The organism is Aeromonas sp. FDAARGOS 1414 (assembly GCF_019047065.1).
In the GTDB taxonomy this organism is placed as follows: domain Bacteria; phylum Pseudomonadota; class Gammaproteobacteria; order Enterobacterales; family Aeromonadaceae; genus Aeromonas; species Aeromonas veronii_A.
Map to the genome: position 1 here is coordinate 1,833,542 of NZ_CP077210.1, position 22,264 is coordinate 1,855,805.

At 58.9% G+C, this 22,264-nt stretch carries 24 protein-coding genes; 3 read left to right on the forward strand and 21 right to left on the reverse strand.

Translation table 11 applies throughout. The features are described 5' to 3' along the window. Positions 1 to 45 precede the first annotated feature (45 nt). The 20 genes from I6L44_RS08035 to trmJ form a co-directional block, all read right to left on the reverse strand. Positions 46 to 270, reverse strand: coding sequence for a zinc ribbon domain-containing protein (locus tag I6L44_RS08035; RefSeq protein WP_005344872.1), 225 nt, complete (start codon positions 268 to 270; stop codon positions 46 to 48). Positions 271 to 393: 123 nt separating this feature from the next. Beyond that, positions 394 to 1,890 carry a ribosome biogenesis GTPase Der gene (gene der / locus I6L44_RS08040; protein ID WP_216953938.1) on the reverse strand — a complete coding sequence of 499 codons (1,497 nt, stop codon included), beginning with the start codon at positions 1,888 to 1,890 and terminating at the stop codon, positions 394 to 396. 74 nt (positions 1,891 to 1,964) lie between these two features. Further along, on the reverse strand, positions 1,965 to 3,149 hold the full coding sequence (bamB, locus tag I6L44_RS08045; protein ID WP_005333796.1) for an outer membrane protein assembly factor BamB: 1,185 nt from the start codon (positions 3,147 to 3,149) through the stop codon (positions 1,965 to 1,967). After that, positions 3,142 to 3,792, reverse strand: a complete 651-nt coding sequence (locus I6L44_RS08050) for a tetratricopeptide repeat protein (protein WP_021229680.1) — start codon at positions 3,790 to 3,792, stop codon at positions 3,142 to 3,144. Before I6L44_RS08050 ends, bamB begins: the two co-directional genes overlap by 8 nt. Before the next feature lie 3 nt (positions 3,793 to 3,795). Further along, entirely contained in the window at positions 3,796 to 5,073 is a 1,278-nt protein-coding gene (gene hisS, locus I6L44_RS08055) for a histidine--tRNA ligase (RefSeq protein ID WP_005344864.1), read from the reverse strand. 138 nt (positions 5,074 to 5,211) lie between these two features. Further along, positions 5,212 to 6,327 (reverse strand): flavodoxin-dependent (E)-4-hydroxy-3-methylbut-2-enyl-diphosphate synthase, encoded by a 1,116-nt coding sequence (gene ispG, locus I6L44_RS08060; protein WP_005333801.1) that lies wholly within the window; start codon positions 6,325 to 6,327, stop codon positions 5,212 to 5,214. A gap of 10 nt (positions 6,328 to 6,337) precedes the next feature. Further along, on the reverse strand, positions 6,338 to 7,306 hold the full coding sequence (gene rodZ, locus I6L44_RS08065; protein WP_216953939.1) for a cytoskeleton protein RodZ: 969 nt from the start codon (positions 7,304 to 7,306) through the stop codon (positions 6,338 to 6,340). Beyond that, complete coding sequence (tapF, locus tag I6L44_RS08070) at positions 7,296 to 8,087, reverse strand: type IV pilus biogenesis/stability protein PilW (protein ID WP_216953941.1); 792 nt, start codon at positions 8,085 to 8,087, stop codon at positions 7,296 to 7,298. Before tapF ends, rodZ begins: the two co-directional genes overlap by 11 nt. Before the next feature lie 11 nt (positions 8,088 to 8,098). Further along, entirely contained in the window at positions 8,099 to 9,202 is a 1,104-nt protein-coding gene (locus tag I6L44_RS08075; protein ID WP_005344856.1) for a bifunctional tRNA (adenosine(37)-C2)-methyltransferase TrmG/ribosomal RNA large subunit methyltransferase RlmN, read from the reverse strand. A gap of 167 nt (positions 9,203 to 9,369) precedes the next feature. Further along, positions 9,370 to 9,798, reverse strand: coding sequence for a nucleoside-diphosphate kinase (gene ndk, locus I6L44_RS08080; protein WP_005333805.1), 429 nt, complete (start codon positions 9,796 to 9,798; stop codon positions 9,370 to 9,372). 267 nt (positions 9,799 to 10,065) lie between these two features. After that, complete coding sequence (gene pepB / locus I6L44_RS08085) at positions 10,066 to 11,349, reverse strand: aminopeptidase PepB (RefSeq protein WP_216953943.1); 1,284 nt, start codon at positions 11,347 to 11,349, stop codon at positions 10,066 to 10,068. Beyond that, on the reverse strand, positions 11,346 to 12,650 hold the full coding sequence (gene pepB, locus I6L44_RS08090; protein ID WP_216953945.1) for an aminopeptidase PepB: 1,305 nt from the start codon (positions 12,648 to 12,650) through the stop codon (positions 11,346 to 11,348). Before pepB (I6L44_RS08090) ends, pepB (I6L44_RS08085) begins: the two co-directional genes overlap by 4 nt. Positions 12,651 to 12,823: 173 nt before the next feature. Then, positions 12,824 to 13,162, reverse strand: coding sequence for an ISC system 2Fe-2S type ferredoxin (gene fdx / locus I6L44_RS08095; RefSeq protein WP_005333808.1), 339 nt, complete (start codon positions 13,160 to 13,162; stop codon positions 12,824 to 12,826). 1 nt (position 13,163) lies between these two features. Next, a complete protein-coding gene (hscA, locus tag I6L44_RS08100) occupies positions 13,164 to 15,011 on the reverse strand; it encodes a Fe-S protein assembly chaperone HscA (RefSeq protein WP_216953947.1) in 1,848 nt (615 codons plus the stop codon). A gap of 28 nt (positions 15,012 to 15,039) precedes the next feature. Further along, on the reverse strand, positions 15,040 to 15,558 hold the full coding sequence (hscB, locus tag I6L44_RS08105; RefSeq protein WP_216953949.1) for a co-chaperone HscB: 519 nt from the start codon (positions 15,556 to 15,558) through the stop codon (positions 15,040 to 15,042). Positions 15,559 to 15,676: 118 nt separating this feature from the next. Continuing rightward, on the reverse strand, positions 15,677 to 16,000 hold the full coding sequence (gene iscA, locus I6L44_RS08110) for an iron-sulfur cluster assembly protein IscA (RefSeq protein ID WP_005333812.1): 324 nt from the start codon (positions 15,998 to 16,000) through the stop codon (positions 15,677 to 15,679). A gap of 15 nt (positions 16,001 to 16,015) precedes the next feature. Further along, the gene (gene iscU / locus I6L44_RS08115) at positions 16,016 to 16,399 is read right to left on the reverse strand and encodes a Fe-S cluster assembly scaffold IscU (protein WP_005333813.1); all 384 of its coding nucleotides are present in this window, start codon (positions 16,397 to 16,399) and stop codon (positions 16,016 to 16,018) included. Positions 16,400 to 16,440: 41 nt separating this feature from the next. Beyond that, positions 16,441 to 17,655 carry an IscS subfamily cysteine desulfurase gene (locus tag I6L44_RS08120; RefSeq protein WP_013723838.1) on the reverse strand — a complete coding sequence of 405 codons (1,215 nt, stop codon included), beginning with the start codon at positions 17,653 to 17,655 and terminating at the stop codon, positions 16,441 to 16,443. 53 nt (positions 17,656 to 17,708) lie between these two features. Continuing rightward, the gene (gene iscR / locus I6L44_RS08125) at positions 17,709 to 18,212 is read right to left on the reverse strand and encodes a Fe-S cluster assembly transcriptional regulator IscR (RefSeq protein ID WP_026035025.1); all 504 of its coding nucleotides are present in this window, start codon (positions 18,210 to 18,212) and stop codon (positions 17,709 to 17,711) included. 92 nt (positions 18,213 to 18,304) lie between these two features. Continuing rightward, entirely contained in the window at positions 18,305 to 19,027 is a 723-nt protein-coding gene (gene trmJ / locus I6L44_RS08130; RefSeq protein ID WP_005359790.1) for a tRNA (cytosine(32)/uridine(32)-2'-O)-methyltransferase TrmJ, read from the reverse strand. 187 nt (positions 19,028 to 19,214) lie between these two features. On the opposite strand from trmJ, the gene I6L44_RS08135 reads away from it, so the two are divergent. Further along, entirely contained in the window at positions 19,215 to 19,631 is a 417-nt protein-coding gene (locus tag I6L44_RS08135; protein WP_204383023.1) for a hypothetical protein, read from the forward strand. Here the strand turns inward: I6L44_RS08135 and I6L44_RS08140 are convergent. Next, on the reverse strand, positions 19,584 to 20,117 hold the full coding sequence (locus I6L44_RS08140; protein ID WP_042080117.1) for an SCP2 domain-containing protein: 534 nt from the start codon (positions 20,115 to 20,117) through the stop codon (positions 19,584 to 19,586). The genes I6L44_RS08135 and I6L44_RS08140 overlap by 48 nt on opposite strands. Positions 20,118 to 20,306: 189 nt before the next feature. On the opposite strand from I6L44_RS08140, the gene I6L44_RS08145 reads away from it, so the two are divergent. Beyond that, positions 20,307 to 21,302, forward strand: a complete 996-nt coding sequence (locus I6L44_RS08145) for a peptidase U32 family protein (protein WP_042056156.1) — start codon at positions 20,307 to 20,309, stop codon at positions 21,300 to 21,302. 11 nt (positions 21,303 to 21,313) lie between these two features. Further along, on the forward strand, positions 21,314 to 22,186 hold the full coding sequence (locus I6L44_RS08150; protein ID WP_216953951.1) for a U32 family peptidase: 873 nt from the start codon (positions 21,314 to 21,316) through the stop codon (positions 22,184 to 22,186). Positions 22,187 to 22,264 lie beyond the last annotated feature (78 nt).

Sequence of the window (22,264 nt, forward strand, 5' to 3'; positions counted from 1 at the left end):
GCATTCGCCGGGTTTTTTTATCTTCTTTCTCACCTGATTATCGTCTTACACCAGCGCCGCCTTGAACTGTACCGTCCGCTTGGAGATCAGCGAGTTGCAGTGGTTGCAGAAGTAATCCACCGCGCCGCACGCCTTGAGACGCTCCAGCTCCTGTTGGCAGGTGGGGCAAATGGCAGTAACCCGAACAGGGGCCTGGCACTGGCCACAGGTTTGCTCCTTGCTGCGGGTATCCAGTTCAGCCTGGCATGATGGACAAAGCAGGGCTTCCATAATCAACTCCTCGAAAGTGGATCTGCCATGGTCTTGTTCCATGGCAGATCCCCCTCCCCTTATTCCTCACCTTAACATGGCGGGGATAACAAAGCGGCTGCCGGTGAGGGCAGCCGCAAGGGCTTATTTCTTCTTCATCTTCAGCAGGCGTTTGCGCTGACGTTCCTGACTCAGGGTCATGGTGTTCTTCTTGCCTTCAAACGGGTTGACCGACTCCTGGAACTCGACCCGGATCGGCGAGCCCATGATCTTGAGGGACTTGCGGAAGTAGTTGATCAGATACCGCTTGTAGGAGTCCGGCAAGTCGTTCAGCTGGTTGCCGTGGATCACAATGCGCGGCGGGTTGTAGCCACCAGCGTGAGCATACTTGAGCTTGACGCGGCGACCGTTGACCATCGGCGGCTGGTGATCTTCCTGCGCCATCAGCATGATGCGGGTCAGCATGGCCGTGCTGGTACGACGGGTGGCGGACTGGTAAGCCTCCTGAATAGATTCAAACAGGTGGCCGACGCCGCTGCCGTGCAGGGCGGAGATGAAGTGGACGCGAGCGAAGTCGATGAAGCCCAAGCGACGATCCAGCTCGTTCTTCACATCCTCTTTCACCTTCTGATCCAGACCATCCCACTTGTTCACCACCAGCACCACGGAGCGACCGGCGTGGAGCACATAGCCAAGGATGCTCAAGTCCTGATCGGTGATGGTCTCCTGGGCGTCGATCACCAGCAGGCAGACGTTGGCATCTTCGATGGCTTTCAGGGTCTTGATAACGGAGAACTTCTCCACCGTCTCGTGCACCTTGCCACGACGACGTACACCGGCGGTGTCGATGACCACATACTTCTGCTCGTCACGCTCCATCGGAATGTAAACGGAGTCACGGGTGGTGCCGGGCATGTCATAGACGATGACCCGATCTTCACCCAGCATGCGGTTGGTCAGGGTAGATTTACCGACGTTGGGACGACCGACGATGGCGAACTTGATAGGCAGGTCGGCGAACGGGGTCTCCTTGGTGTCCTCTTTGGTATCGAGTTCACCGGCAGCCACCATGCGCAGCAGGGCTTCTTCGTCGAAGTCCTCCTCTTCCTCATCCTGCGCATCTTCATCGGTAGCGGAGTCGACCAGGGTCTCCAGATGGGGAGCCAGGGCCAGTTCCAGCAGGCTCAGCACGCCACGACCGTGGGCGGCCGCGATCTGGTAAACCTCGCCCAGCGCCAGACCGTAGAACTCGGAGACCGCGGAATCACCGTCGATACCATCGGTCTTGTTGGCCACCAGAAATACCTTCTTGTGGGCCTTGCGCAGGTGCTCGGCGATGGCTTGATCCGCCGCGGTCAGGCCTGCACGGGCATCCACCATGAACAGCACGACGTCCGCTTCTTCGATGGCCAGCAGAGATTGCTCGGCCATCTTCAGCTCGATCCCCTCTTCGGTGCCATCGATACCGCCGGTATCGACCACGATAAATTCCAGCTCGCCCAACTTCGCCTGACCGTATTTACGGTCCCGGGTCAGACCGGGAAAATCGGCAACCAGGGCATCCCGAGTACGGGTCAAGCGGTTAAACAGGGTGGATTTCCCCACGTTGGGGCGGCCCACCAGGGCTACTACAGGAGTCATAAAAGCCTCATTCTCAAGACGACAAAGGCTCCGGGTCCGAAGACCAGGAGCCGGATATTCACATTATCGGACGATCAAGGACGCTTGAGGGCGTACAACTTGCCGTCACGGCTCTGCACATACAGGGTCTCGCCATCCACCAGCGGGGCGGCGTAGAGACCACTGCTATCGAGCTGCTGCATCGCCTTAATGGTACCGTCGGTACGATCAAGCCAATACAGGTATCCTTCCACATCACCCACCACCACATAGTCACCGAAGATGACAGGTGCAGTGACGGTACGATTTTCCAGCTGGGTGTTGGACCACAGCTCCAGACCGTTGCGACGGTCGATGGCAAACAGGTGGCTGCGGCTGTCGGTCAGCACGATGGCATTGCCGGTCATCGCCAGATCGCGATAGCCGGAATACTTGCGCTTCCACACTTCATCGCCGGTCATCAGTTTGCGCGCCATCAGCTGACCGTTGTAGGCGATGGCATAGAGCTCATCACCGGCAATCAGCGGGCTGGCATCGACGTCAACCATGCGGTCCAGCTCGGTGGCACCGCGCGGATCAGCCACCTTGGACTGGCGCACCGGCTGGCCGTTGCTCAGCAGGGCGATGCCCACCTTGCCATCGGCACGACCGTAAATCACGGCGCCGTTGGTGATCACCGGTGCACCGGCACTGCGCAGGGTCAGCGGCGGCTGCTCTTCGGAGAGCGACCACTGCATCTTGCCTTCGTCGGTATCGAGCGCAATCAAGCGACCGGAGGTGGTCAACACCACCACGCGGCCATCTTCCACCGCAGGGCTTGCCACCACTTCGCCGGGCACATTGGTCTGCCACAGCACTTCGCCATTCTCTTCGTTCAGGGCGTAAACCACCCCGTTCTCGGAGCCGAGGAACAGCTTGCCGTAACGGGAGACCAGGCCACCGGAGAGACGAGCGCTGCGCTTGTCGGCGTTGACCGGCAGGTCGGCCAGATCGACAGTCCAGAGGCGATCGCCACTGGCACGGTCAAAGGCGCTGACATCGCCGTCGCGGGCCGCCGCATAGATGCGATCCTCTTCCACCACCGGCTTGAGCTGGGAGTAGAAGTCACCGATGCCATCACCCACAGTGGATGACCATGCGGTGTCGGCAGTGAAGGCAGATTCAACCTTGGGCAGCGGCGCCATCGGGTTGAGATCCTCTTCGGAACTGAACAGGGAGCAACCCTGCAGAGCGAAGGAGACCGCAGCCCCCAGCGCCACCATCTTGAATAGATTACGCATCCGGTGCCTCACCAGTCGCAACGGCCGGCAGGGCCAGATCGTCCATTTTCAGCTTGAGCTCGGCGCTACCCTGCAGGCCGCCGGCATCCGCCGCCGCCTGATAGGCATCACGAGCCTCTTCGGTCTTGCCCTGCTTTTGCAGCACATCACCACGGGCTTCGGCTACCTGCGCCTTGAAGGCCTCATTCTGGATGGTCGCCAGCTTGGCCAGTGCTTCATCTGCCTTGCCCTGATCATTCAGCACACGGGCCAGACGCAGCGCCGCGATGGGACGAATGCTCTCGTCACCCGTGGTCGCCACCAGCTCCAGCTGCTCGGCAGCCAGATCCAGCTTGCCCGCCTTGACGGCAGCGGCAGCCAGTTGCAACGCGGCCAGTTCACCGTAGGAGTCACCCTTGTTGGCGGTGACAAACTGCTGTGCCTGCTCGAAACCGGCGGCATCGCCCTTGGCCAGCTGCTCAATCACCTGGTTGTAAGAGTGGGAGGAGGCCTCCATGGTCTCTTGCTGGTGCTGGTTGTAATAGCGCCAGCCGAACAGACCGACCAGACCGATCACGGTACCGGCAATCACCGAGGTTCCGTTCTCTTTCCACCACTCCTTGATAACCTCAACCTGTTGTTCTTCGGTGGTATAGACTTCCACAGCTTACTCTCCTTTGGCTGCCAGCAGGGCAATGGCGGCGTCAACCTTGACGGTCTGTTGCTCGGCCTGACCACGCAGATATTTGATAGTGATCTCCCCGTTTTGCACCTCGGTTTCACCAAGGATCAGGGCGATTGCCGCGCCGCTCTTGTCGGCACGTTTGAGTTGTTTCTTGAAGTTGCCACCACCGCAGTGGCTCATCAGGCGCAGGTCCGGCAGAGCATCACGCAGACGCTCGGCCAGCTGGAAGCCAGCCTGCTCGGTCCCCTCGCCCACCATCGCCAGATAGACATCCACCGCCGGGCGGATATCGGCGTTGAGCTCGAGGGTTTCCAGCATCAGCACCAGACGCTCCATGCCCATGGCAAAGCCCACGGCCGGGGTCGGTTGACCGCCCAGCTGCTCCACCAGACCATCGTAGCGGCCACCGGCACAGACGGTACCCTGGGCACCCAGACTGCTGGTGACCCACTCGAACACGGTCAGGTTGTAGTAGTCAAGACCACGTACCAGACGCTCGTTCACTTCGTATTTGATACCGGCAGACTCGAGCAGGCGCTTGAGCCCCTCGAAGTGGGCCAGGCTCTCTTCGCCCAGATGGTCGAACAGACGCGGGGCCCCCGCCAGAATGGCCTGTACCTTTTCATCCTTGGAGTCGAGCACCCGCAGCGGGTTGCTGTACATGCGGCGCTGGCTCTCTTCGTCCAGCTGATCCTTGTACTGCTCCAGATAGGCCACCAGCGCATCGCGGTAAGCGGCACGCTCGGCGCTCTGGCCCAGGGTGTTGAGCTGCAGGGTGACATGCTCGCTGATGCCAAACAGACGCCACAGGCGGTGGGTCAGCATGATCAGCTCGGCGTCAATGTCCGGCCCGTTGATGCCAAACAGCTCGACACCGAACTGATGGAACTGGCGGTAACGGCCCTTCTGGGGACGCTCGTGACGGAACATGGGGCCCATGTACCACATCCGGCGTTCCTGGTTATAGAGCAGACCGTGCTCGATACCGGCACGGACGCAGCTGGCGGTCCCTTCCGGACGCAGGCTCAAGCTGTCGCCGTTACGGTCTTCAAAGGTGTACATCTCTTTTTCGACCACGTCGGTCACTTCACCGATGGCGCGCTTGAACAGATGAGTCTGCTCGACAATCGGCATGCGCACTTCGCTGTAGCCATAGCTGGCAACGACCTGGCGCAGGATCTGTTCAACCTTCTGCCATACCGGGCTCTGCTCCGGCAGGCAATCATTCATACCGCGAATAGCTTGGATCTGTTTTGCCACGTTGATACTCGAGAAAAAGAGGTAAAATTTGGCCGCATTATAGGGATTTTCCCCCCCAAGGTAAAATCAGGGAATCCGGATGCGGGATTTAAAATCAGTCACCTGGAAAAAGGGCCACCCAATGTGGCCCTGTTTCGCTCACTCCTTGTCCATCGGGATCCGGTTAGCGGGATCCAGCATGGCGGCGCGGGCGCGAATGCGGCGCTCCAGAGTTGGAATGAGATCCTTGTTGTCGAGCCGATCGACCCGCTGGCCCCCTTCATAGAAGGCACTCTTGTTGGCGGCACCGGCCAGACCAAGGTCGGAGACCAGCGCTTCGCCCGGGCCATTCACCACACAGCCGATGATGGAAACATCCATCGGGGTGATGATGTCTTCGAGCCGCTCTTCCAGTGCATTGACGGTAGCGATCACATCGAACTCCTGCCGTGAGCAGGATGGGCAAGCGATAAAGTTGATGCCACGGGAGCGAATACGGAGGGATTTGAGGATATCGAAACCGACCTTCACCTCCTCCACAGGATCCGCCGCCAGCGAGATACGCAGGGTATCGCCGATGCCGTCGGTAAGCAGCATACCCAGACCGATGGCAGACTTCACCGCACCGGCACGGAAACCGCCCGCTTCGGTGATGCCAAGGTGCAGCGGCTGTTCAATCTGCTTGGCCAGCAGGCGATAGGCACCGACTGCCAGGAACACATCGGAAGCCTTGACGCTCACCTTGAAATCCTGGAAATCGAGGCGATCGAGATAGTCCACGTGACGCATGGCGGACTCTACCAGCGCCTCTGGGGTCGGCTCGCCGTACTTCTCCTGGATATCTTTCTCCAGCGACCCGCCATTGACCCCGATACGGATCGGGATATTGAGGTCGCGCGCGCAATCGACCACCGAGCGCACCCGCTGCTCATTGCCGATGTTGCCCGGGTTGATACGCAAGCAGTCGGCACCGTACTCGGCCACTTTCAGGGCGATGCGATAGTCGAAGTGGATATCGGCAACGATGGGGATGCGGGTCTGCTGCTTGATCAGCCGGAAGGCTTCCGCCGCTTCCATGGTGGGCACGGAGACACGGACGATATCGGCGCCGACCCGCTCGATCCGCTGGATCTGCTCGATGGTGGCGGCGACATCTGTGGTCTTGGTGTTGGTCATGGTCTGCACGGTAATGGGGGCATCGCCCCCAACCGGTACATTACCAACCATGATCTGTCTGGATTTACGACGAATGATGGGTGATTCGTGAGAAGACATGGGAAACAGATTACTCCTGCGGCAGTGAGAAGCGGGCTGTACGACCGTTGTTGTAACGGCTCATATCAAACGACTGCCCTTTGTAGTCAAGCTTGACGGCCATGGGCGCGCCAATGATGAACTTCAGGGGCTCGGCGCCTTCCAGCACCAGCTCGTCGTTGGCCTTCTTCAGACCACTGAACAGGGTCTTGCCGTTGGCATCCTTCACATCCAGCCAGCAATCGGCGGTGAAGCTCATCTTCAGTTGCGGCGCAGTCGCCGGATCAACGACAGCCTCTTCAGATTCGGTGACATTGGCGCCAGATACCGCTGCATCGGTCGCAGTGCCGACAGCCGCGCTGACATCGCTCGGGGCAACAGCCGCAGAAGCAGGCGCCAGGGTAGCAGTCGCATCGGAGACCACCGCAGGGGCAGCCACGTCCGTGGCGGCCGGTGCGATGGCAGCGCCTTCCACCGGAGCGGTGTTGATCGCATCGGGCGGCGTGATGGCAGGTTCAGCCGGAGTCGAACCGGTTGCACTCATCTCGGTGGCAGCCAGCGCTTCATCACCGGCGGAGCGACGGGAAGTACTCTGCCACCACCAGGCGACCGAGAGCGCAATCAACACCAGGATCACCAGCCAGGTCACCACCTTGAGCCGACTGTCGTTGGCTTGCTGACGAGAGCGACGGGAGAAGCTCTGCATGTCGATATTGTCGGGAGGAGTCAGACCCAGCTTGTCGTAAGCGGCCAGAATGGTCTCGTCGGGGATCCCGACTAGCTTGGCATAGGTACGCAGATAGCCCCGAATAAAGGTATGGGAGGTGTGCTTGTCGTAGGTATCCGATTCGATAGCGGCGATCAGGGTCAGACGAAGGTGAATGCGGGACGCAACCTGTTCTCGTGTCCAGCCAAGCTGTTCACGGGCGTTGCGCAGCAATTGGCCTGGGCCTACTGCCTGGGAGTCGTCTTGGAAATCGTGTTGCTGTTCAATAGTCATTGGCTAAATAACGCTTGGCTTGTTGCGAAGTGGGATATTGCCTTACCAGCTCAGTCCCGAATTGGTGAAGTAATGCCGGCTTGTCCATCGCCTGCGCCAGCCGAAGTCTCAACCAGAGACTCTCCTCATTCTCGTCTGACACATCGGCAAAACGGGCGAGGTAGGACTGCACATCAGGCAGCTTGCCATCTTTCATGGAAAGCTCGGCCAAGTCCAGCAATAACCTTGGATTGCCCGGATTATACCCCAAGGCCAGGAGATAGTACTCGGTTGCTTTATCATTTCTGCGATTTTGCAGGGCACAAAGTGCCGCATTTTCATAGGTATCGGCAATCTTCACATAGCCTGGTTGAATAACAGCTTGGTTGAATGCCTTGTCTGCCTCATCATAACGGCCACGATCACAGAGGAAGGCGCCATAGTTGTTCATTGCGTCAGCATTGGACGGATCCATGGCAAGGGCGTTCTTGTAATGCTCTTCAGCCGCCTTGAAATCCCCCACCCTCTGGTAGAAGTAGGCAAAACCGATCTGCACCTGAGGATTGGAGGGGTCATACTGGAGGGCGCGATCAAGATTGAACTTGGCCTGCTCGGCATTGCCCTGACGCAGGTACTGGATACCCAGGTCGAGGCGGGTTTGGGCAGCCGCCTTGAGGTCAGGACCCACTTCACGCTGGGTCGAGTTCTGGCCAGCGTAAGTGGTCTCGGTCACACAGCCTGGCAGCGCGCAGAGCGCTGCCACTACGATCAATGTACGTGTATCCATTCCCTGTCTATACAATGGCTTAGCATTTAAACCATTTTGACGGAAATCCCATCCTGTTGCATCCGATTTTTGATAGTTCGCTTGGTACGGTCAATCACGTCACCCACCAGCTGACCACAGGCGGCATCGATGTCATCACCACGGGTCTTGCGGACAATCACGGTGAAACCGTACTCCATCAGCACCTTGGAGAAGCGATCGATACGGCTGTTGCTCGGCTTGCCGTAAGGGTTGCCCGGGAAGGGGTTGAACGGGATCAGGTTGATCTTGCTCGGAGTGTCCTTGAGCACCTTGGCCAGCTCGTGAGCATGCTGCATATCGTCATTGATATGATCGAGCAGCACATACTCGACGGTCACCCGACCACCGTTGGCATTGGATTTGGCCAGGTAACGACGGACACCGGCGAGGAACTCCTCGATGTTGTACTTGTCGTTGATCGGCATGATCTCTGAACGCAACTTGTCGTTCGGAGCGTGCAGGGAGATAGCCAGCGCCACGTCGATCTGGTCACCCAGCTTGTCCAGCGCAGGTACCACGCCAGAGGTGGAGATGGTCACCCGGCGCTTGGAGATGCCAAAGCCGTAGTCATCCATCATCAGACGCATGGCAGGCACCACGTTGGCGAGGTTGAGCAGCGGCTCGCCCATCCCCATCATCACCACGTTGGTGATGGGACGCTTGCCACCGACCACGCGGGCCGCACGCCACACCTGACCGATGATCTCGGAGACTTTCAGATTGCGGTTGAAGCCTTGTTGAGCCGTGGAGCAGAACTTGCACTCCAGCGCACAGCCAACTTGAGAGGAGACGCAGAGGGTCGCGCGGTCATCTTCCGGGATGTAGACGGTCTCTACCTCCTGATCGCCCACCTGCAGAGCCCACTTGATGGTGCCATCGGCAGAGCGCTGCTCGCGGCTGATCTCGGGCGCCTTGATCTCGGCGATCGCCTTGAGGCGCTCTTTGAGCACCTTGTTGACGTTGGTCATCTGATCGAAATCATCACACCCAAAGTGATAGATCCACTTCATGACCTGATCTGCCCGGAATGGCTTCTCGCCCAGTTCGACGAAAAAGGCACGCATGGCATCCCGATCAAGATCCAGCAGGTTGATTTTTGTTTCGCTCATCAATGGCCTCAGTTCAAACACTTCATCAATTATTGGCTGACGACGTCAGGGGGCGGCATTGTACAAATAATGGGTCTGGCTTTCCACCTGGAGAATAGAGGGATATTGCGTAAACGGCGAAAACAACAAAGGGAGCCGAGGCTCCCTTTGGTCATCATCAACAAAAATCAGCCGCGCGGGCAAATCTCGTTGTCAGAGAAGAAGTAGGCAATTTCGCGAGCAGCGGATGCAGGTGCATCGGAGCCATGCACTGCGTTGCGATCGATGCTCTCGGCATAACAGGCACGCAAGGTACCAGCCAGCGCCTCTTTCGGGTTGGTAGCGCCCATGATCTCGCGATTACGACGGATGGCGTCTTCCCCTTCCAGCACCTGCACCATGACAGGGCCAGAGGTCATGAAGCTGACCAGATTGTCATAAAAAGGCTTGCCCTGATGCTCGGCATAGAAACCGGCAGCCTGTTCACTGCTCATGTGCAGCATTTTGGATGCCACCACTTTCAAGCCTGCGCTTTCGAAACGGCTATAGATGGCACCGATCAGGTTCTTGCTGACAGCATCCGGTTTAACGATAGAGAAGGTACGTTCGATGGCCATTGATATCTTTCCTTAACTACAGAGTTTTATTGTTAGAATCCATGTTCGCTGGCGATTATACGTAAACAAAAACCGGAAAAACACACAAACAAGCAACTTTTTATTAAACATCACTCCCTTGCAATCAACATCCACACTCATCTTGACCGAGCAGAGCCGGAAAATATGTGCGCTTGCGCACGATAGTTACCTTAAGCCGCCAAAACCCCATCTTTTGTTCACAATTCGAACAGCATGAAAAAGGCACCCGAAGGTGCCTTGTCTCGCCTATTTGGCTTCCGCCAGCAGGGCCCGCGCTATGGTGCGCATCCCCAGGGTATTGGCCCCCGGCGCCCAGAGGGCATCGCCGTTGTCACTGAAGCAAGCGGCCAGATCGATATGCAACCAGCCCATCCCTTCGTTGGCAACGAAACGGGAGAGGAAACCCGCCGCGTTGGAGGCGCCACCCGGCCCGCCCCCCTTCACCGGACGGCTGTTGGCCGTGTCGGCGTAATGGGAAGGGCACTGCTGGCGGTGCCAGGGCTCCAGCGGCAGCGGCCAGGCAGGCTCATGCTCGGCATCGGCATAGGTCATGGCCCGGCTTACCAGCCCTTTATCGAGGCCAAACAGTGCATTGTAGCGCCCACCCAGCGCCATCACAGCAGCGCCGGTCAGGGTCGCGGCATCGATGATCAGCGGTGCGCCGGACTCGCTCGCCAGTTGCAGGCCGTCGGCCAGCACCAGCCGCCCCTCGGCATCGGTATTCACAATCTCGACCGTGGTGCCGTTCTTGTAGGTGAGGATGTCGCCCAGCTTGTAGGCGTGGCCGGAGACCAGGTTCTCGGCGCAGCAGAGGATCAGCTTCACCCGCTTGTCGAGCCCGCGCAGCATAGCCAGCGCCAGCGCACCGGTGACAATCGCCGCGCCTCCCATGTCGCACTTCATGGTGAGCATCCCCTCGGAGCTCTTCATGGAGTAGCCGCCGGAGTCAAAGGTGATCCCCTTGCCCACCAGCGCTGCCGCTACCGGCGCCTTGGGGTCACGCCCCGGGTTGAAGTCGAGCTCCAGCAATATCGGTTCGCGCGCACTGCCGCGGCCCACCTGATAGAGGCCGACCCAGCCCGCCTGTTGCAGCGCTTCGCCTTTCAAAATGCGATGACTCACCTTGTCCGGCGCCAGCTCGGTAATAAAGGAGGCCGCTTCCACCGCCAGCTCCAGCGGGCCCAACTGCTCCGGGGTGGCATTGGTCATCTCGCGTACCCAGCGGCCGCAGAGCCAACGCGCTTCCAGCTCCTCTCTGTCCTCTTCCGAGGACATGGCCCACTGCAGTTGCACCTCCGCCTTGGGGGTTTGCAGCCCTTGGGCAAAAGCCCACTGCTGTTCACGCTCCCAATGACCAGCCAGGGTCACTTTCTGGATCCCCTGCTGGCAGAGGCGACGGGCCGCCTGCTGGATATCGAGCAGCGGATTGGCCGTCACCAGATGGATCACCATGCCGTCGGCGCGGTGAGAGAGCAGCGCCCCCTCCCCCCACTCGGCCGGTGCAAATTCACGACTTAACCAGACATTCATGCGGTCACCTCCTGCAGCCAGCGTGCGATGGTGCGCAGACCGTGGCCCTTGGCGCCGGTTGCCCAGAGATCATTGCCCGATTTCTGATAGGAGGCTGCCAGATCCAGGTGCACCCAGCCCTTGCCCTCATCGCGCACGAAGCGGGAGAGAAACGCAGCAGCCGTGGTGGCACCGGCCGTGCCTTCTGCCGAGGCGACGTTGCCCAGATCGGCAAAGGCCGAGGTGAGCTGGCTGGCATGCCAGGGCTCCAGCGGCAGCGCCCACGCCTGCTCGTTTTCCACCTTGGCGGCGGCCAGCGCACGCTGCTGTTCGGTCTCATCGAGGGCAAACACCGCATTGTAGTCGCGCCCCAGCGCCATCTTGGCGGCGCCGGTCAGGGTGGCTGCGTCAAGGATATAAGCCGCACCGCTGTCGGAGGCCGCCATCAGACCATCGGCCAGCACCAGACGACCTTCCGCATCGGTGTTCTGGATCTCGACCGAAATCCCATTCTTGTAAGTGAGGATGTCGCCCAGCTTGAAGGCGTGGCCAGAGACCAGGTTCTCGGCGCAGCAGAGAATGAGCTTCACCCGCTGGTTCAGACCGCGGCTGATAGCCAGCGCCAGCGCACCGGTCACCATGGCAGCGCCGCCCATGTCGGACTTCATCGGCAGCATGTTGTCAGAGGACTTCATGGAGTAGCCGCCAGAATCAAAAGTGATCCCCTTGCCCACCAGCGCCGCCACCACCGGCGCATTGCGATCACTGGTCGGGTTGTAGTCGAGCTCCAGCAGCACCGGCTCGCGCTCGCTGCCACGGCCAACCGACCAGATCCCGATATGGCCGGACTCGCGCAGCGCTTCACCGGCGGTGATGCGGGCAGTGACCTGATCCCCAGCGATACCACGAATGAGCAACAGGGCCGATTCCGCCAGACTCATGGGGTAGATCTCTTCCGGACAGCCATTGGTGATGTCACGTACCCAGCGAGCCGCCTTGAGCAGCGCATCCAGTTCACGGGCTTCCGCGTCGCTCTGCTGGCCGAAATCCAGTTCACGCGATCCCTTGGCGGCGTAGAACCCCTGGGCGAACGCGTAGCGACGCTCCAGATCCCACCCCTCACCGGCCAGCATCACCCGCTTGATCCCGCTCGATTCGAGGCGACGGGCGGCGCGCTGAACGGTGCGCAGAACATCCTTCTCCTGACCGGCGGCACCAAGATGGATCAGTGCATCGTCGCCATTGAAACTGAGCTGGGCGCCCTCGCCCCAATAAGCGGCCGCAGCCTGGGTGGATAACGCTACCTTCATCATGTCAGCCATCGTGTTTGCTTCCTTTTTACTGGCACTATGTATAAGCACTCTTTATGGGAAAGAGCTTATTGGCAAAGAGAGAATAACGAATACAAAAAAGGCCGTGCCCCCGAGGGTCACGGCCTTCCACCATATCACTGAAGCACCACAGGATGCTGCACGTGCAATTCACTCATGTGTAATTAATGGCGTTCAGAGGCAAGGTTCAGGGTGTACTTGGGCAGTTCCACGACCAGATCCTCGTCCGCCAGTTTTGCCTGGCAGCTGAGGCGCGATTCCGGCTCCAGCCCCCACGCCTTGTCCAGCATGTCGTCTTCCAGCTCGTCGCTTGGCTCGAGCGAGTCAAAGCCCTCGCGCACCACGCAGTGGCAGGTAGTGCAGGCACAGGATTTCTCGCAGGCATGCTCGATTTCGATACCGTTGCGCAGCGCCACATCCAGAATGGTCTCGCCGCTTTGCCCCTCGAGGGCGGCGCCATCCGGACAGAGTACGGGATGAGGAAGAATGATCAGTTTTGGCATATTACACCTTGTTGACGTTTTGTCCGGTCAGCACCTTGCGGATGGAGGCGTCCATCCGGCGGGCTGCAAACTCGCCACTGACAGCATCGGCTGCCTCAATGGCTTCTTTGATTTGATGGGTTGCGCCGCTGTTGCGCATGGTCAGCAGATGGGCGATGGCGGCATCAATCTCGGCACGCTCGACAGCATTGAGCAGGGCATCGCCATCGGCGGCCAGAGCCGCATTGAGACTCTCGACCACCCGGTCGGCTTCAACCTGCTGCTCGGCCAGCATGCGGGCATCCATATCCTGCTGGGCGTTCTCGATGGAGGCACTCAGCATGTTGAGGATATCCTGCTCCGCCAGCCCGTAAGAGGGCTTGACCTGGATCTCGGCCTGCACGCCGGAGGATTTCTCCATGGCGCTGACCGAGAGCAGACCATCCGCATCCACCTGGAAGGTGACGCGAATATGGGCGGCGCCGGCTGCCATCGGCGGAATACCGGTCAGGGTAAAGCGGGCCAGGGAGCGGCAATCGGCCACCAACTCGCGTTCACCCTGTACCACGTGAATGGCCATGGCGGTCTGACCATCCTTGAAGGTGGTGAACTCCTGGGCGCGGGCAACCGGAATGGTCGTGTTGCGCGGGATCACCTTCTCGGCGAGGCCACCCATGGTCTCCAGACCCAGCGACAAGGGGATAACGTCTAGAAGCAGCATCTCGGCATCGGGCTTGTTGCCCACCAGAATATCGGCCTGGATGGCGGCGCCAATGGCGACCACCTTGTCCGGATCGATGCTGGTCAGCGGCGCACGCTGGAAGAAATCGCCCACCAGTTCACGCACCAGCGGCACTCGGGTGGAACCACCGACCATCACCACTTCCAGCACTTCCACCTGCTCGAGACCCGCATCGCGCAGGGCGCGGCGACAAGCCAGCAAGGTCCGTTTCACCAGCGGGGTGATGAGCTCATCAAACTGGCTGCGGCTCACTGATCCCTGCCAGCCCGCAAAGGTGCACGCCACCTGCTCGGCATCGGTCAGACCGTGTTTGACGGCAGCGGCCACATCCAGCAGCTCGCGCTGCAGATGGGCATCCAGCTCGCCGGAGAGGCCCGCTTGCTCCTTGATCCAGTCCGCCAGCAGGTGATCGAAGTCATCGCCGCCAAGGGCAGAATCGCCGCCGGTCGCCATCACTTCAAACACACCGCGATGCAGACGCAGGATGGAGATATCGAAGGTCCCCCCCCCAAGATCGTAAACCGCGATCACCCCTTCCTGACCGGAGTCAAGGCCATAGGCAATCGCGGCCGCGGTCGGCTCGTTGAGCAGCCGCAGCACGTGCAGACCGGCCAGACGGGCCGCATCCTTGGTGCCCTGACGCTGGGCATCATCGAAATAGGCGGGCACGGTAATGACCACGCCATCGAGATCGCCCCCGAGTGTCTGGGCGCCACGCTCGGCCAGCTTTTTGAGAATTTCGGCCGAGACCTGTACCGGATTGACCAGCCCCTGACGGGTTTGCAGTTGCGGCATGCCATTGTCGGCAGCGATGAACTGGTAGGGCTGCTGGCGGGTATCGATATCGGCCAGCGCCTTGCCCATCATCCGTTTGACCGAGACGATGGTGTTGTGAGGATCGAGTGCCGCTTCGCGCTTGGCATCAATTCCGACCCGAATGGTGTCGCTTTGATAGTGCACCACTGACGGAAGCAGGTCGCGCCCTTGCTCATCGCAAAGGGTATCGGCGTGACCACTGCGAACCGCAGCGACGAGAGAGTTGGTGGTGCCGAGATCGATGCCGACGGCACGTTTGTGCTGATGAGGAACAGCGCTCTGGCCGGGTTCGGCGATTTGCAGTAATGCCATGGGTAATGAAACTTCCAGCGTTAAAGGATCAAGACTCGAGAAGCGAGTCTTCGAATCGTTCCAGCTCTTCGAGGAGCTTGTCGACAAACTTGAGTTTGCGAACGCAATCAGCGGCAACGAGATCTCTGCCGGCGGCAAGAGACTCGGTCAGCTGCTGCATCAACATCTGGTGATCATGCCTGATCTCGCTGCGAAAATCCTTGATGGCGCGCTCAGGGTCGGCGTCATCTTTCAGCTCGGCCAGACGCTCGCGCCACTCCAGCTGCTGCATCAGAAACGCGGTATCTTGCAGAGTCTGCTGTTCACCACGGATATCGGTGCCACGCAGGGAGAGCAGATATTCGGCACGGCGCAGCGGCACCTTGAGGGTGGTGAATGCTTCGTTGATCTGGGCGGCACGTTGCACCGCAGCCAGCTGCTCCCGTTCGGGGGCGGTGGCAAAACGATCAGGATGGAATTGGGTTTGCAGCTGGCGGTAGGTATCAGCCAACTGACGGGTATCGAGCTCGAAGCCTTCAACCAGCCCAAACAGCTCGAAATGATTCATGCAAACCTCTTGGAAACGTTCGCCACTACCTCACTCGCCCCTGGCAAATGAGATGTGGTTGAACGGGTCATGGACAACCCGCTCAACCACAGACGAAGGATCATTGACGTCAAACATCTCAGACACTGAAGCTTTCGCCGCAACCACACTCGCCTTTGGCGTTGGGATTGTTGAACTGGAAGCCCTCGTTGAGGCCCTCCTTGACGAAATCCAGCTCGGTGCCATCCAGATGGATCAGGCTCTTGGCATCAACAATAATCTTGACGCCCTGCTGCTCGAACACCTGATCCTCATCGGTCAGTTCATCAACGAACTCAAGCACGTAGGCAAGACCGGAGCAGCCGGTGGTTTTGACGCCGAGGCGCAGGCCAATGCCCTTGCCCCGGTTAGCCAGAAAAGAGGAAACCCGTGCCGCGGCGGCATCTGTCATGGTAATAGCCATACTGCTCTCCGGCGCTTAGAGACCTTTCTTCTGCTTGTAATCGGCGATGGCGGCCTTGATAGCGTCCTCAGCCAGAATGGAGCAGTGGATCTTCACCGGTGGCAGGGCCAGCTCTTCAGCGATATCTGTGTTCTTGATGCCAGCCGCTTCGTCCAGGGTCTTGCCCTTGACCCATTCGGTCACCAGGGAGCTGGAGGCGATGGCAGAACCGCAACCGTAGGTCTTGAACTTGGCATCTTCGATGATGCCTTCGTCGCTGATCTTCAGTTGCAGCTTCATCACGTCACCACAGGCGGGCGCACCGACCATGCCGGTTGCAACGCTGGGATCATTCTTGTCGAAACCACCGACGTTGCGAGGATTCTCGTAGTGGTCGATTACTTTTTCACTGTAAGCCATATCTCACTCCTGCTAATTCTGTTGCTCACTGACCCGGTGGATCAGTGATGAGCCCATTCGACCGTGTTCAGATCGACGCCGTCTTTGTACATCTCCCACAGTGGGGACATCTCGCGCAGACGACCGATGGAGTCACGAATAAGCTTGACCGCGTAGTCAATCTCTTCCTCGGTGGTGAAGCGACCCATACTGAAACGGATGGAGCTGTGTGCCAGCTCGTCGTTCAGACCCAGTGCGCGCAGCACATAGGAGGGTTCCAGGCTGGCGGAGGTACAGGCCGAACCGGAAGAGACCGCCAAATCTTTCAGCGCCATGATGAGGGATTCCCCTTCCACATAGGCAAAGCTGACGTTGAGGTTGCCCGGAACACGTTGCTCCAGATCGCCATTGATGTAGACGGCTTCAATATCCTTGATGCCATTCCACAGACGCTGGCGCAGAGCCAAGATGCGCTCGCCTTCACTCACCATCTCTTCTTTGGCGATGCGGAAAGCTTCGCCCATCCCGACGATCTGGTGGGTCGGCAGAGTACCGGAACGCATGCCGCGCTCGTGGCCGCCACCGTGCATCTGGGCTTCCAGACGAACGCGGGGTTTGCGGCGAACAAACAGTGCACCGATCCCTTTCGGACCATACACCTTGTGCGCAGAGACGGAGAGCAGGTCCACTTTCAGTGCTTCCACATCTACCGGGATCTTGCCCACACTCTGAACGGCATCCACGTGCAGCAGGATCTTGCGGGAACGGCACAACTCGCCGATGGCGGCAATGTTCTGAACCACGCCGATTTCGTTGTTCACATGCATGATGCTGACCAGGATGGTGTCATCACGCATGGCATTCTCGATCATCTCGATAGTGAACAGGCCGTTGGGCATCGGCTCAAGATAGGTCACCTCGAACCCTTCACGCTCCAGCTGGCGACAGGTATCGAGCACCGCCTTGTGTTCGGTCTTGGAGGTGATGATGTGCTTGCCCTTGCTGGCATAGAAGTGGGCAACACCCTTGATGGCCAGGTTATTGGATTCGGTCGCACCGGAAGTGAAGACGATCTCGCGGGGATCGGCACCGATCAGATCTGCCACTTGATTACGGGCCAGATCCACCGCCTCCTCGGCTTGCCAGCCAAAGCGGTGAGAACGGGAAGCCGGATTGCCGAACAGGCCATCCATGGTGAGACACTGCATCATTTTTTCTGCGACACGCGGGTCCACCGGACAGGTTGCCGAATAATCAAGGTAAATAGGCAGTTTCATGTTTTTCTCCGTCACAGTCCGGGTCATACAGAGTCCCGCTGTGGAAAGCACGTTTATAGTTGGACTTTCAAGCTCACATCGCCGTGTTCTGCCCGATCAACCAGGGACAACACGGTCTTCATTTGTTCATCTTGCTTGCCGGCAATGCGGCGCACATCGGCCTGGCGTACCAGCTCGGCCAAGGTGATATCCCCGAGGAAGCTGGAGATCCTCTCACTCAGGTCGCGCCACAGGGAGTGAGTCAGGCACTGGGTACCGCCGTGGCAACCGCCCTTGCCGAGACACTTGGTGGCATCGACCGACTCATCGACCGCGGTGATCACCTGACCAACCGAAATCTCGCCTGGGGCCAACCCGAGGCGATAACCACCACCCGGGCCACGCACGCTGCTCACCAGACCATGTTTGCGCAGGCGGGCAAAGAGCTGCTCGAGATAGGACAACGAGATGCCCTGGCGCTCGGAAATATCGGCAAGGGGGACGGGCCCCTGCTCTGCATGCAGCGCCACGTCGAGCATGGCGGTTACAGCGTAACGTCCTTTTGAAGTCAGTCTCATGTGCCTTACCGTCTTGCGAAGCAATTTAATGAGGCACATGGTCACATACCCGACCAAATCAGTCAAGTATATGGTTGAGTAAATCAGTCGGATTAATCCGGTACGCGCGCTTTCTGCACCGAGGTCAGAATACCGCGCAGAATGTTGAGCTCAGCTGCTTCCGGCCGAGCCCGATTGAACAGGCGACGCAGCTTGCTCATCACATGACCCGGATGGTCATCGGCAATAAAACCGGTCTTCATCAGGGTTTGTTCCAGGTGCTGATAAAACCCTTCCAGCTGGGCGGCACTCGGATAGGCCATCTCATCTTCAGGCTCGGCGGCCTGCCCCTGCAGCCAGCGCATCCGCACTTCGTAACAGAGGGTCTGCACCGCCATGGCCAGATTGAGAGAGCTGTAATCAGGATTGGCCGGAATGGCCACGTGGTAGTGGCACTTTTGCAATTCGTCGTTGGTGAGACCGGTGCGTTCACGGCCAAACACCAGCGCGACCGGGTGCTGCATCCCCTCAACCACCGACTTTTCGCCGGCCTCACGGGGATCGAGCATGGGCCAGCTCAGGGTTCGAGAGCGGGCGCTGGTGCCAATCACCAAACCACAATCGGCAATCGCGTCGTCCAGAGTCGGGACGATACGGGCATTGGCAAGCACATCGCTGGCACCAGCAGCCAAGGCGAAGGCATTGTCATCCGGCAAGGCTTGCGGATCAACCAATACCAGCTGGGTCAACCCCATGGTCTTCATGGCGCGTGCCGCAGACCCCATGTTGCCGGTATGGGAGGTGTTTACCAAAACGATACGAATCTGATCCAACATGCCCAGTCAATCTTCAGTCAAAAATGGCGCGCAATTGTAACATAAGAGAACACGATGTTGGCACCGTAAAAGCCGAGCCATTTCAGAACAAAACTACCCGTTTGTATAACAAACCAGCATGAGGGAAGTGAGATGGGGGGGCTAAACTTGATGGATATCCGATAAACGGCACAGGAGACACCACGCCATGCTTCCTCCCTTTATCTATGAGAGATTGCCCAGCCTCTACCTGCTGGCAGCCATTGCCATTATTACGTTGAGTGAACAGCCCCTGCTCTGGTTTGCAGGCGCCTTGCTGTTTATCGCCGGAGCGGTGACCTGGATGATGCGCTCCAGCTACCGACGTACCGATCTGATTATCTTTCCGAGCAAACGCTGGCTACAGCCGGAGTGGCTGTATGAAGCGCAACCCTTTATCTGGCTGGCTGCGGGGCTGGCCATGTCACAGCTGCCCGCCCCTGCGGCACTCATCGCCTTGCTGCCCTGTCTGTGGGCCTGTCGTTGCCTCTGGGCACGGCACCATTATCGTCGCCATGCCCATGGGGTGATTGTCCACTTAAGACGGGATCCCGCCCGGCGCCGTCTGCACCGGAACCTGCGCTGACTCGGTGCGGGCGCGTTCGATAAACGTCGCCAGATCCATCAGGGGATACTTCATCAGGCTTGGCAAGCCATCGAGATCCAGACTGTCCATCAGGTTTTTCACCTCAAGGCCCAGTTCGGTATCCCCTTCTATCTTCAGCTTGCGCTGGAAAAAGAGCGAATCCGGATCCTCTTTGCGACCAGCGATGAGGATCAGGTCGTTGGCCGTACCGCTGAAGCAGACATCGGCCTTGTCACACTCGCGAGCCACCACCAGCTGGCCATTCTGCTCACTGATAAACCAGCACAGCTCCAGATCAGAGACTTCGACTTTCAGCCACTTGTCTGCCAGAAACTCGAAATCGCCATCTTCGATAGCCTCTTTGAAAACCCGGGCCAGTAAACTCTCCATCAGCTGCTTTTGCAGATTGAAGGGAACCAGCTTGAGGGGATGGCGCAAGAAGCGCGGAGCCTGTTCGACCAGGCGGCGTTGCAGTTGTTGAAACACGATAGACTCCCTTTTTTGCGCATTCAAACACAGGGAGAGTGGCAAGATCCTGTTGGAAATCAAACTTGTGCAGGGTTACTTCAAGAAGGGTAAAGCCACACAAAGCTGCCTCAGGTCAAAAAGCGGGAGTGCATGGCTGCATACAATCAGGGCTCGTTTGCCCTTCATATGCACTCTCGGAGCGTACCAATGGAATTACTCTGTCCGGCAGGCAGTTTGCCGGCACTGAAAACCGCCGTGGATAACGGGGCCGATGCCGTTTATATCGGTTTCAAGGATGACACCAATGCCCGCCACTTTGCCGGTCTCAACTTTACCGACAGCAAACTGGAGAAGGCGGTGGATTATGTGCATCAACATGGTCGCAAGCTGCATATTGCCATCAATACCTTTGCCCATCCCGGGGCCGATACTCGATGGAAACAGGCGGTTGATCGCGGGGTGGCCCTCGGCGCCGATGCGTTAATCATCGCCGATCTCGCCGTGCTGGAATATGCCAGCCGCCACTACCCCGAGATGGAACTCCATGTCTCGGTGCAGGCCAGCGCCACCAATGCCGCCGCCATTCGCTTCTATCAGCAGCAATTCAATGTCACACGGGTGGTGCTGCCCCGGGTGCTCTCCATGCATCAGGTCAAGCAACTGGCCCGTGAGACCGATGTTGGCCTCGAGGTATTCGCCTTTGGCAGCCTCTGCATCATGGCCGAGGGGCGCTGCTATCTCTCCTCCTACATGACTGGCGAAAGCCCCAACACCGTCGGCGCCTGCTCACCGGCCAAGTTCGTCCGTTGGGAAGAGACCGCGAACGGCCTCGAGTCGCGACTCAACGAAGTGCTGATCGACCGCTATGGCCCGGGCGAAAATGCTGGCTATCCAACCCTGTGCAAGGGGCGTTTCGACGTGGATGGCCAGACCTACCACGCGCTGGAAGAGCCCACCAGTCTCAATACCCTGGGTCTCCTGCCCGAGCTGTTCAAGACCGGGATCCAGTCGGTCAAGATTGAAGGGCGCCAACGCAGCCCTGCTTATGTGGAGCAAGTGACCCGAGTGTGGCGTGCAGCCATCGATGCCTATCAGGCTAATCCCGAGGCCTATCAGGTCAAAGCTGAGTGGGATGCCCAGCTCGCCCGCGTCTCCGAAGGTAGCCAGACTACCCTCGGCGCCTACCATCGTCAGTGGCAATAAGGAGTCCACCCATGCAATTTTCTCTCGGGCCTCTGCTCTTCTACTGGCCCAAAGCCGATACCGAAGCCTTTTACCATGCAGCCGCCGACAGTCAGGCCGACATCATCTATCTGGGGGAGACCGTCTGCAGCAAGCGGCGCGAACTCAAAGTCGATGACTGGATTGCACTGGCCCATCAGGTGGCCAGCTCCGGTAAGCAGGTGGTGCTCTCGACCCTCGCCCTTATCTCCGCCCCTTCCGAGCTCAAGGAGGTGAAGCGGCTGGTCGACAATGGCGATCTTATGGTCGAAGCCAACGATCTCGGTGCGGTGCAACTCGCCAGGGAGGCAGGGATCCCCTTCGTCTGTGGTCCCGCCATCAACGCCTATAACGCCGATGTGCTGCGCATGTTGCTCAAACAGGGGATGAAACGCTGGGTCATGCCGGTGGAGCTCTCCCGTGACTGGCTGATCCAGCTCAATCAGGATCTGGGTCCCCTGCGCGACCAATTTGAGGTGGAGGTGTTTGCCTACGGCCATCTGCCGCTCGCCTATTCGGCGCGCTGCTTCACCGCCCGCTCCCTCGACAAGCCCAAGGACAACTGCGAGCTCGCCTGCATCAACTACCCCACCGGACGACTGGCCAACAGCCGCGAGGGGCAGCGGGTGTTCAATCTCAACGGGATCCAGACCCAGTCCGGCTACTGCTACAACCTGGGTAACGAGCTGGCTGGTATGGAAGGTCTGGTAGATGTGGTCAGGCTGTCGCCGCAAGGGATGGATACGTTGGAGATGCTGGCCCGCTTCAAGGCTAACCAGCAGGGCAATCAGCCCCTCGTTCTGCAGCAGGATCGCGATTGCAACGGCTACTGGCGCCAGATCCCCGGCATGAGCTTGGTGGAATAAGCCCAAGGGCAAAACATAAGATAATAGCGATCAAAAGGGGGCAATTAGGGCCCCCTTTCTAATCTACTCATGTCGATA

Excerpts from the sequence above, each read along its gene's own strand:
- hscB (WP_216953949.1), bottom strand. The coding sequence starts at position 15,558 with ATGAATCATTTCGAGCTGTTTGGGCTGGTTGAAGGCTTCGAGCTCGAT.
- trmJ (WP_005359790.1), bottom strand. The coding sequence starts at position 19,027 with ATGTTGGATCAGATTCGTATCGTTTTGGTAAACACCTCCCATACCGGC.
- iscA (WP_005333812.1), bottom strand. The coding sequence starts at position 16,000 with ATGGCTATTACCATGACAGATGCCGCCGCGGCACGGGTTTCCTCTTTT.
- I6L44_RS08135 (WP_204383023.1), top strand. The coding sequence starts at position 19,215 with ATGCTTCCTCCCTTTATCTATGAGAGATTGCCCAGCCTCTACCTGCTG.
- I6L44_RS08120 (WP_013723838.1), bottom strand. The coding sequence starts at position 17,655 with ATGAAACTGCCTATTTACCTTGATTATTCGGCAACCTGTCCGGTGGAC.
- I6L44_RS08035 (WP_005344872.1), bottom strand. The coding sequence starts at position 270 with ATGGAAGCCCTGCTTTGTCCATCATGCCAGGCTGAACTGGATACCCGC.
- I6L44_RS08075 (WP_005344856.1), bottom strand. The coding sequence starts at position 9,202 with ATGAGCGAAACAAAAATCAACCTGCTGGATCTTGATCGGGATGCCATG.
- bamB (WP_005333796.1), bottom strand. The coding sequence starts at position 3,149 with ATGCGTAATCTATTCAAGATGGTGGCGCTGGGGGCTGCGGTCTCCTTC.
- ndk (WP_005333805.1), bottom strand. The coding sequence starts at position 9,798 with ATGGCCATCGAACGTACCTTCTCTATCGTTAAACCGGATGCTGTCAGC.
- I6L44_RS08150 (WP_216953951.1), top strand. The coding sequence starts at position 21,314 with ATGCAATTTTCTCTCGGGCCTCTGCTCTTCTACTGGCCCAAAGCCGAT.
- pepB (WP_216953945.1), bottom strand. The coding sequence starts at position 12,650 with ATGGCTGACATGATGAAGGTAGCGTTATCCACCCAGGCTGCGGCCGCT.
- der (WP_216953938.1), bottom strand. The coding sequence starts at position 1,890 with ATGACTCCTGTAGTAGCCCTGGTGGGCCGCCCCAACGTGGGGAAATCC.
- iscR (WP_026035025.1), bottom strand. The coding sequence starts at position 18,212 with ATGAGACTGACTTCAAAAGGACGTTACGCTGTAACCGCCATGCTCGAC.
- rodZ (WP_216953939.1), bottom strand. The coding sequence starts at position 7,306 with ATGACTATTGAACAGCAACACGATTTCCAAGACGACTCCCAGGCAGTA.
- ispG (WP_005333801.1), bottom strand. The coding sequence starts at position 6,327 with ATGTCTTCTCACGAATCACCCATCATTCGTCGTAAATCCAGACAGATC.
- pepB (WP_216953943.1), bottom strand. The coding sequence starts at position 11,349 with ATGAATGTCTGGTTAAGTCGTGAATTTGCACCGGCCGAGTGGGGGGAG.
- iscU (WP_005333813.1), bottom strand. The coding sequence starts at position 16,399 with ATGGCTTACAGTGAAAAAGTAATCGACCACTACGAGAATCCTCGCAAC.
- fdx (WP_005333808.1), bottom strand. The coding sequence starts at position 13,162 with ATGCCAAAACTGATCATTCTTCCTCATCCCGTACTCTGTCCGGATGGC.
- I6L44_RS08145 (WP_042056156.1), top strand. The coding sequence starts at position 20,307 with ATGGAATTACTCTGTCCGGCAGGCAGTTTGCCGGCACTGAAAACCGCC.
- hscA (WP_216953947.1), bottom strand. The coding sequence starts at position 15,011 with ATGGCATTACTGCAAATCGCCGAACCCGGCCAGAGCGCTGTTCCTCAT.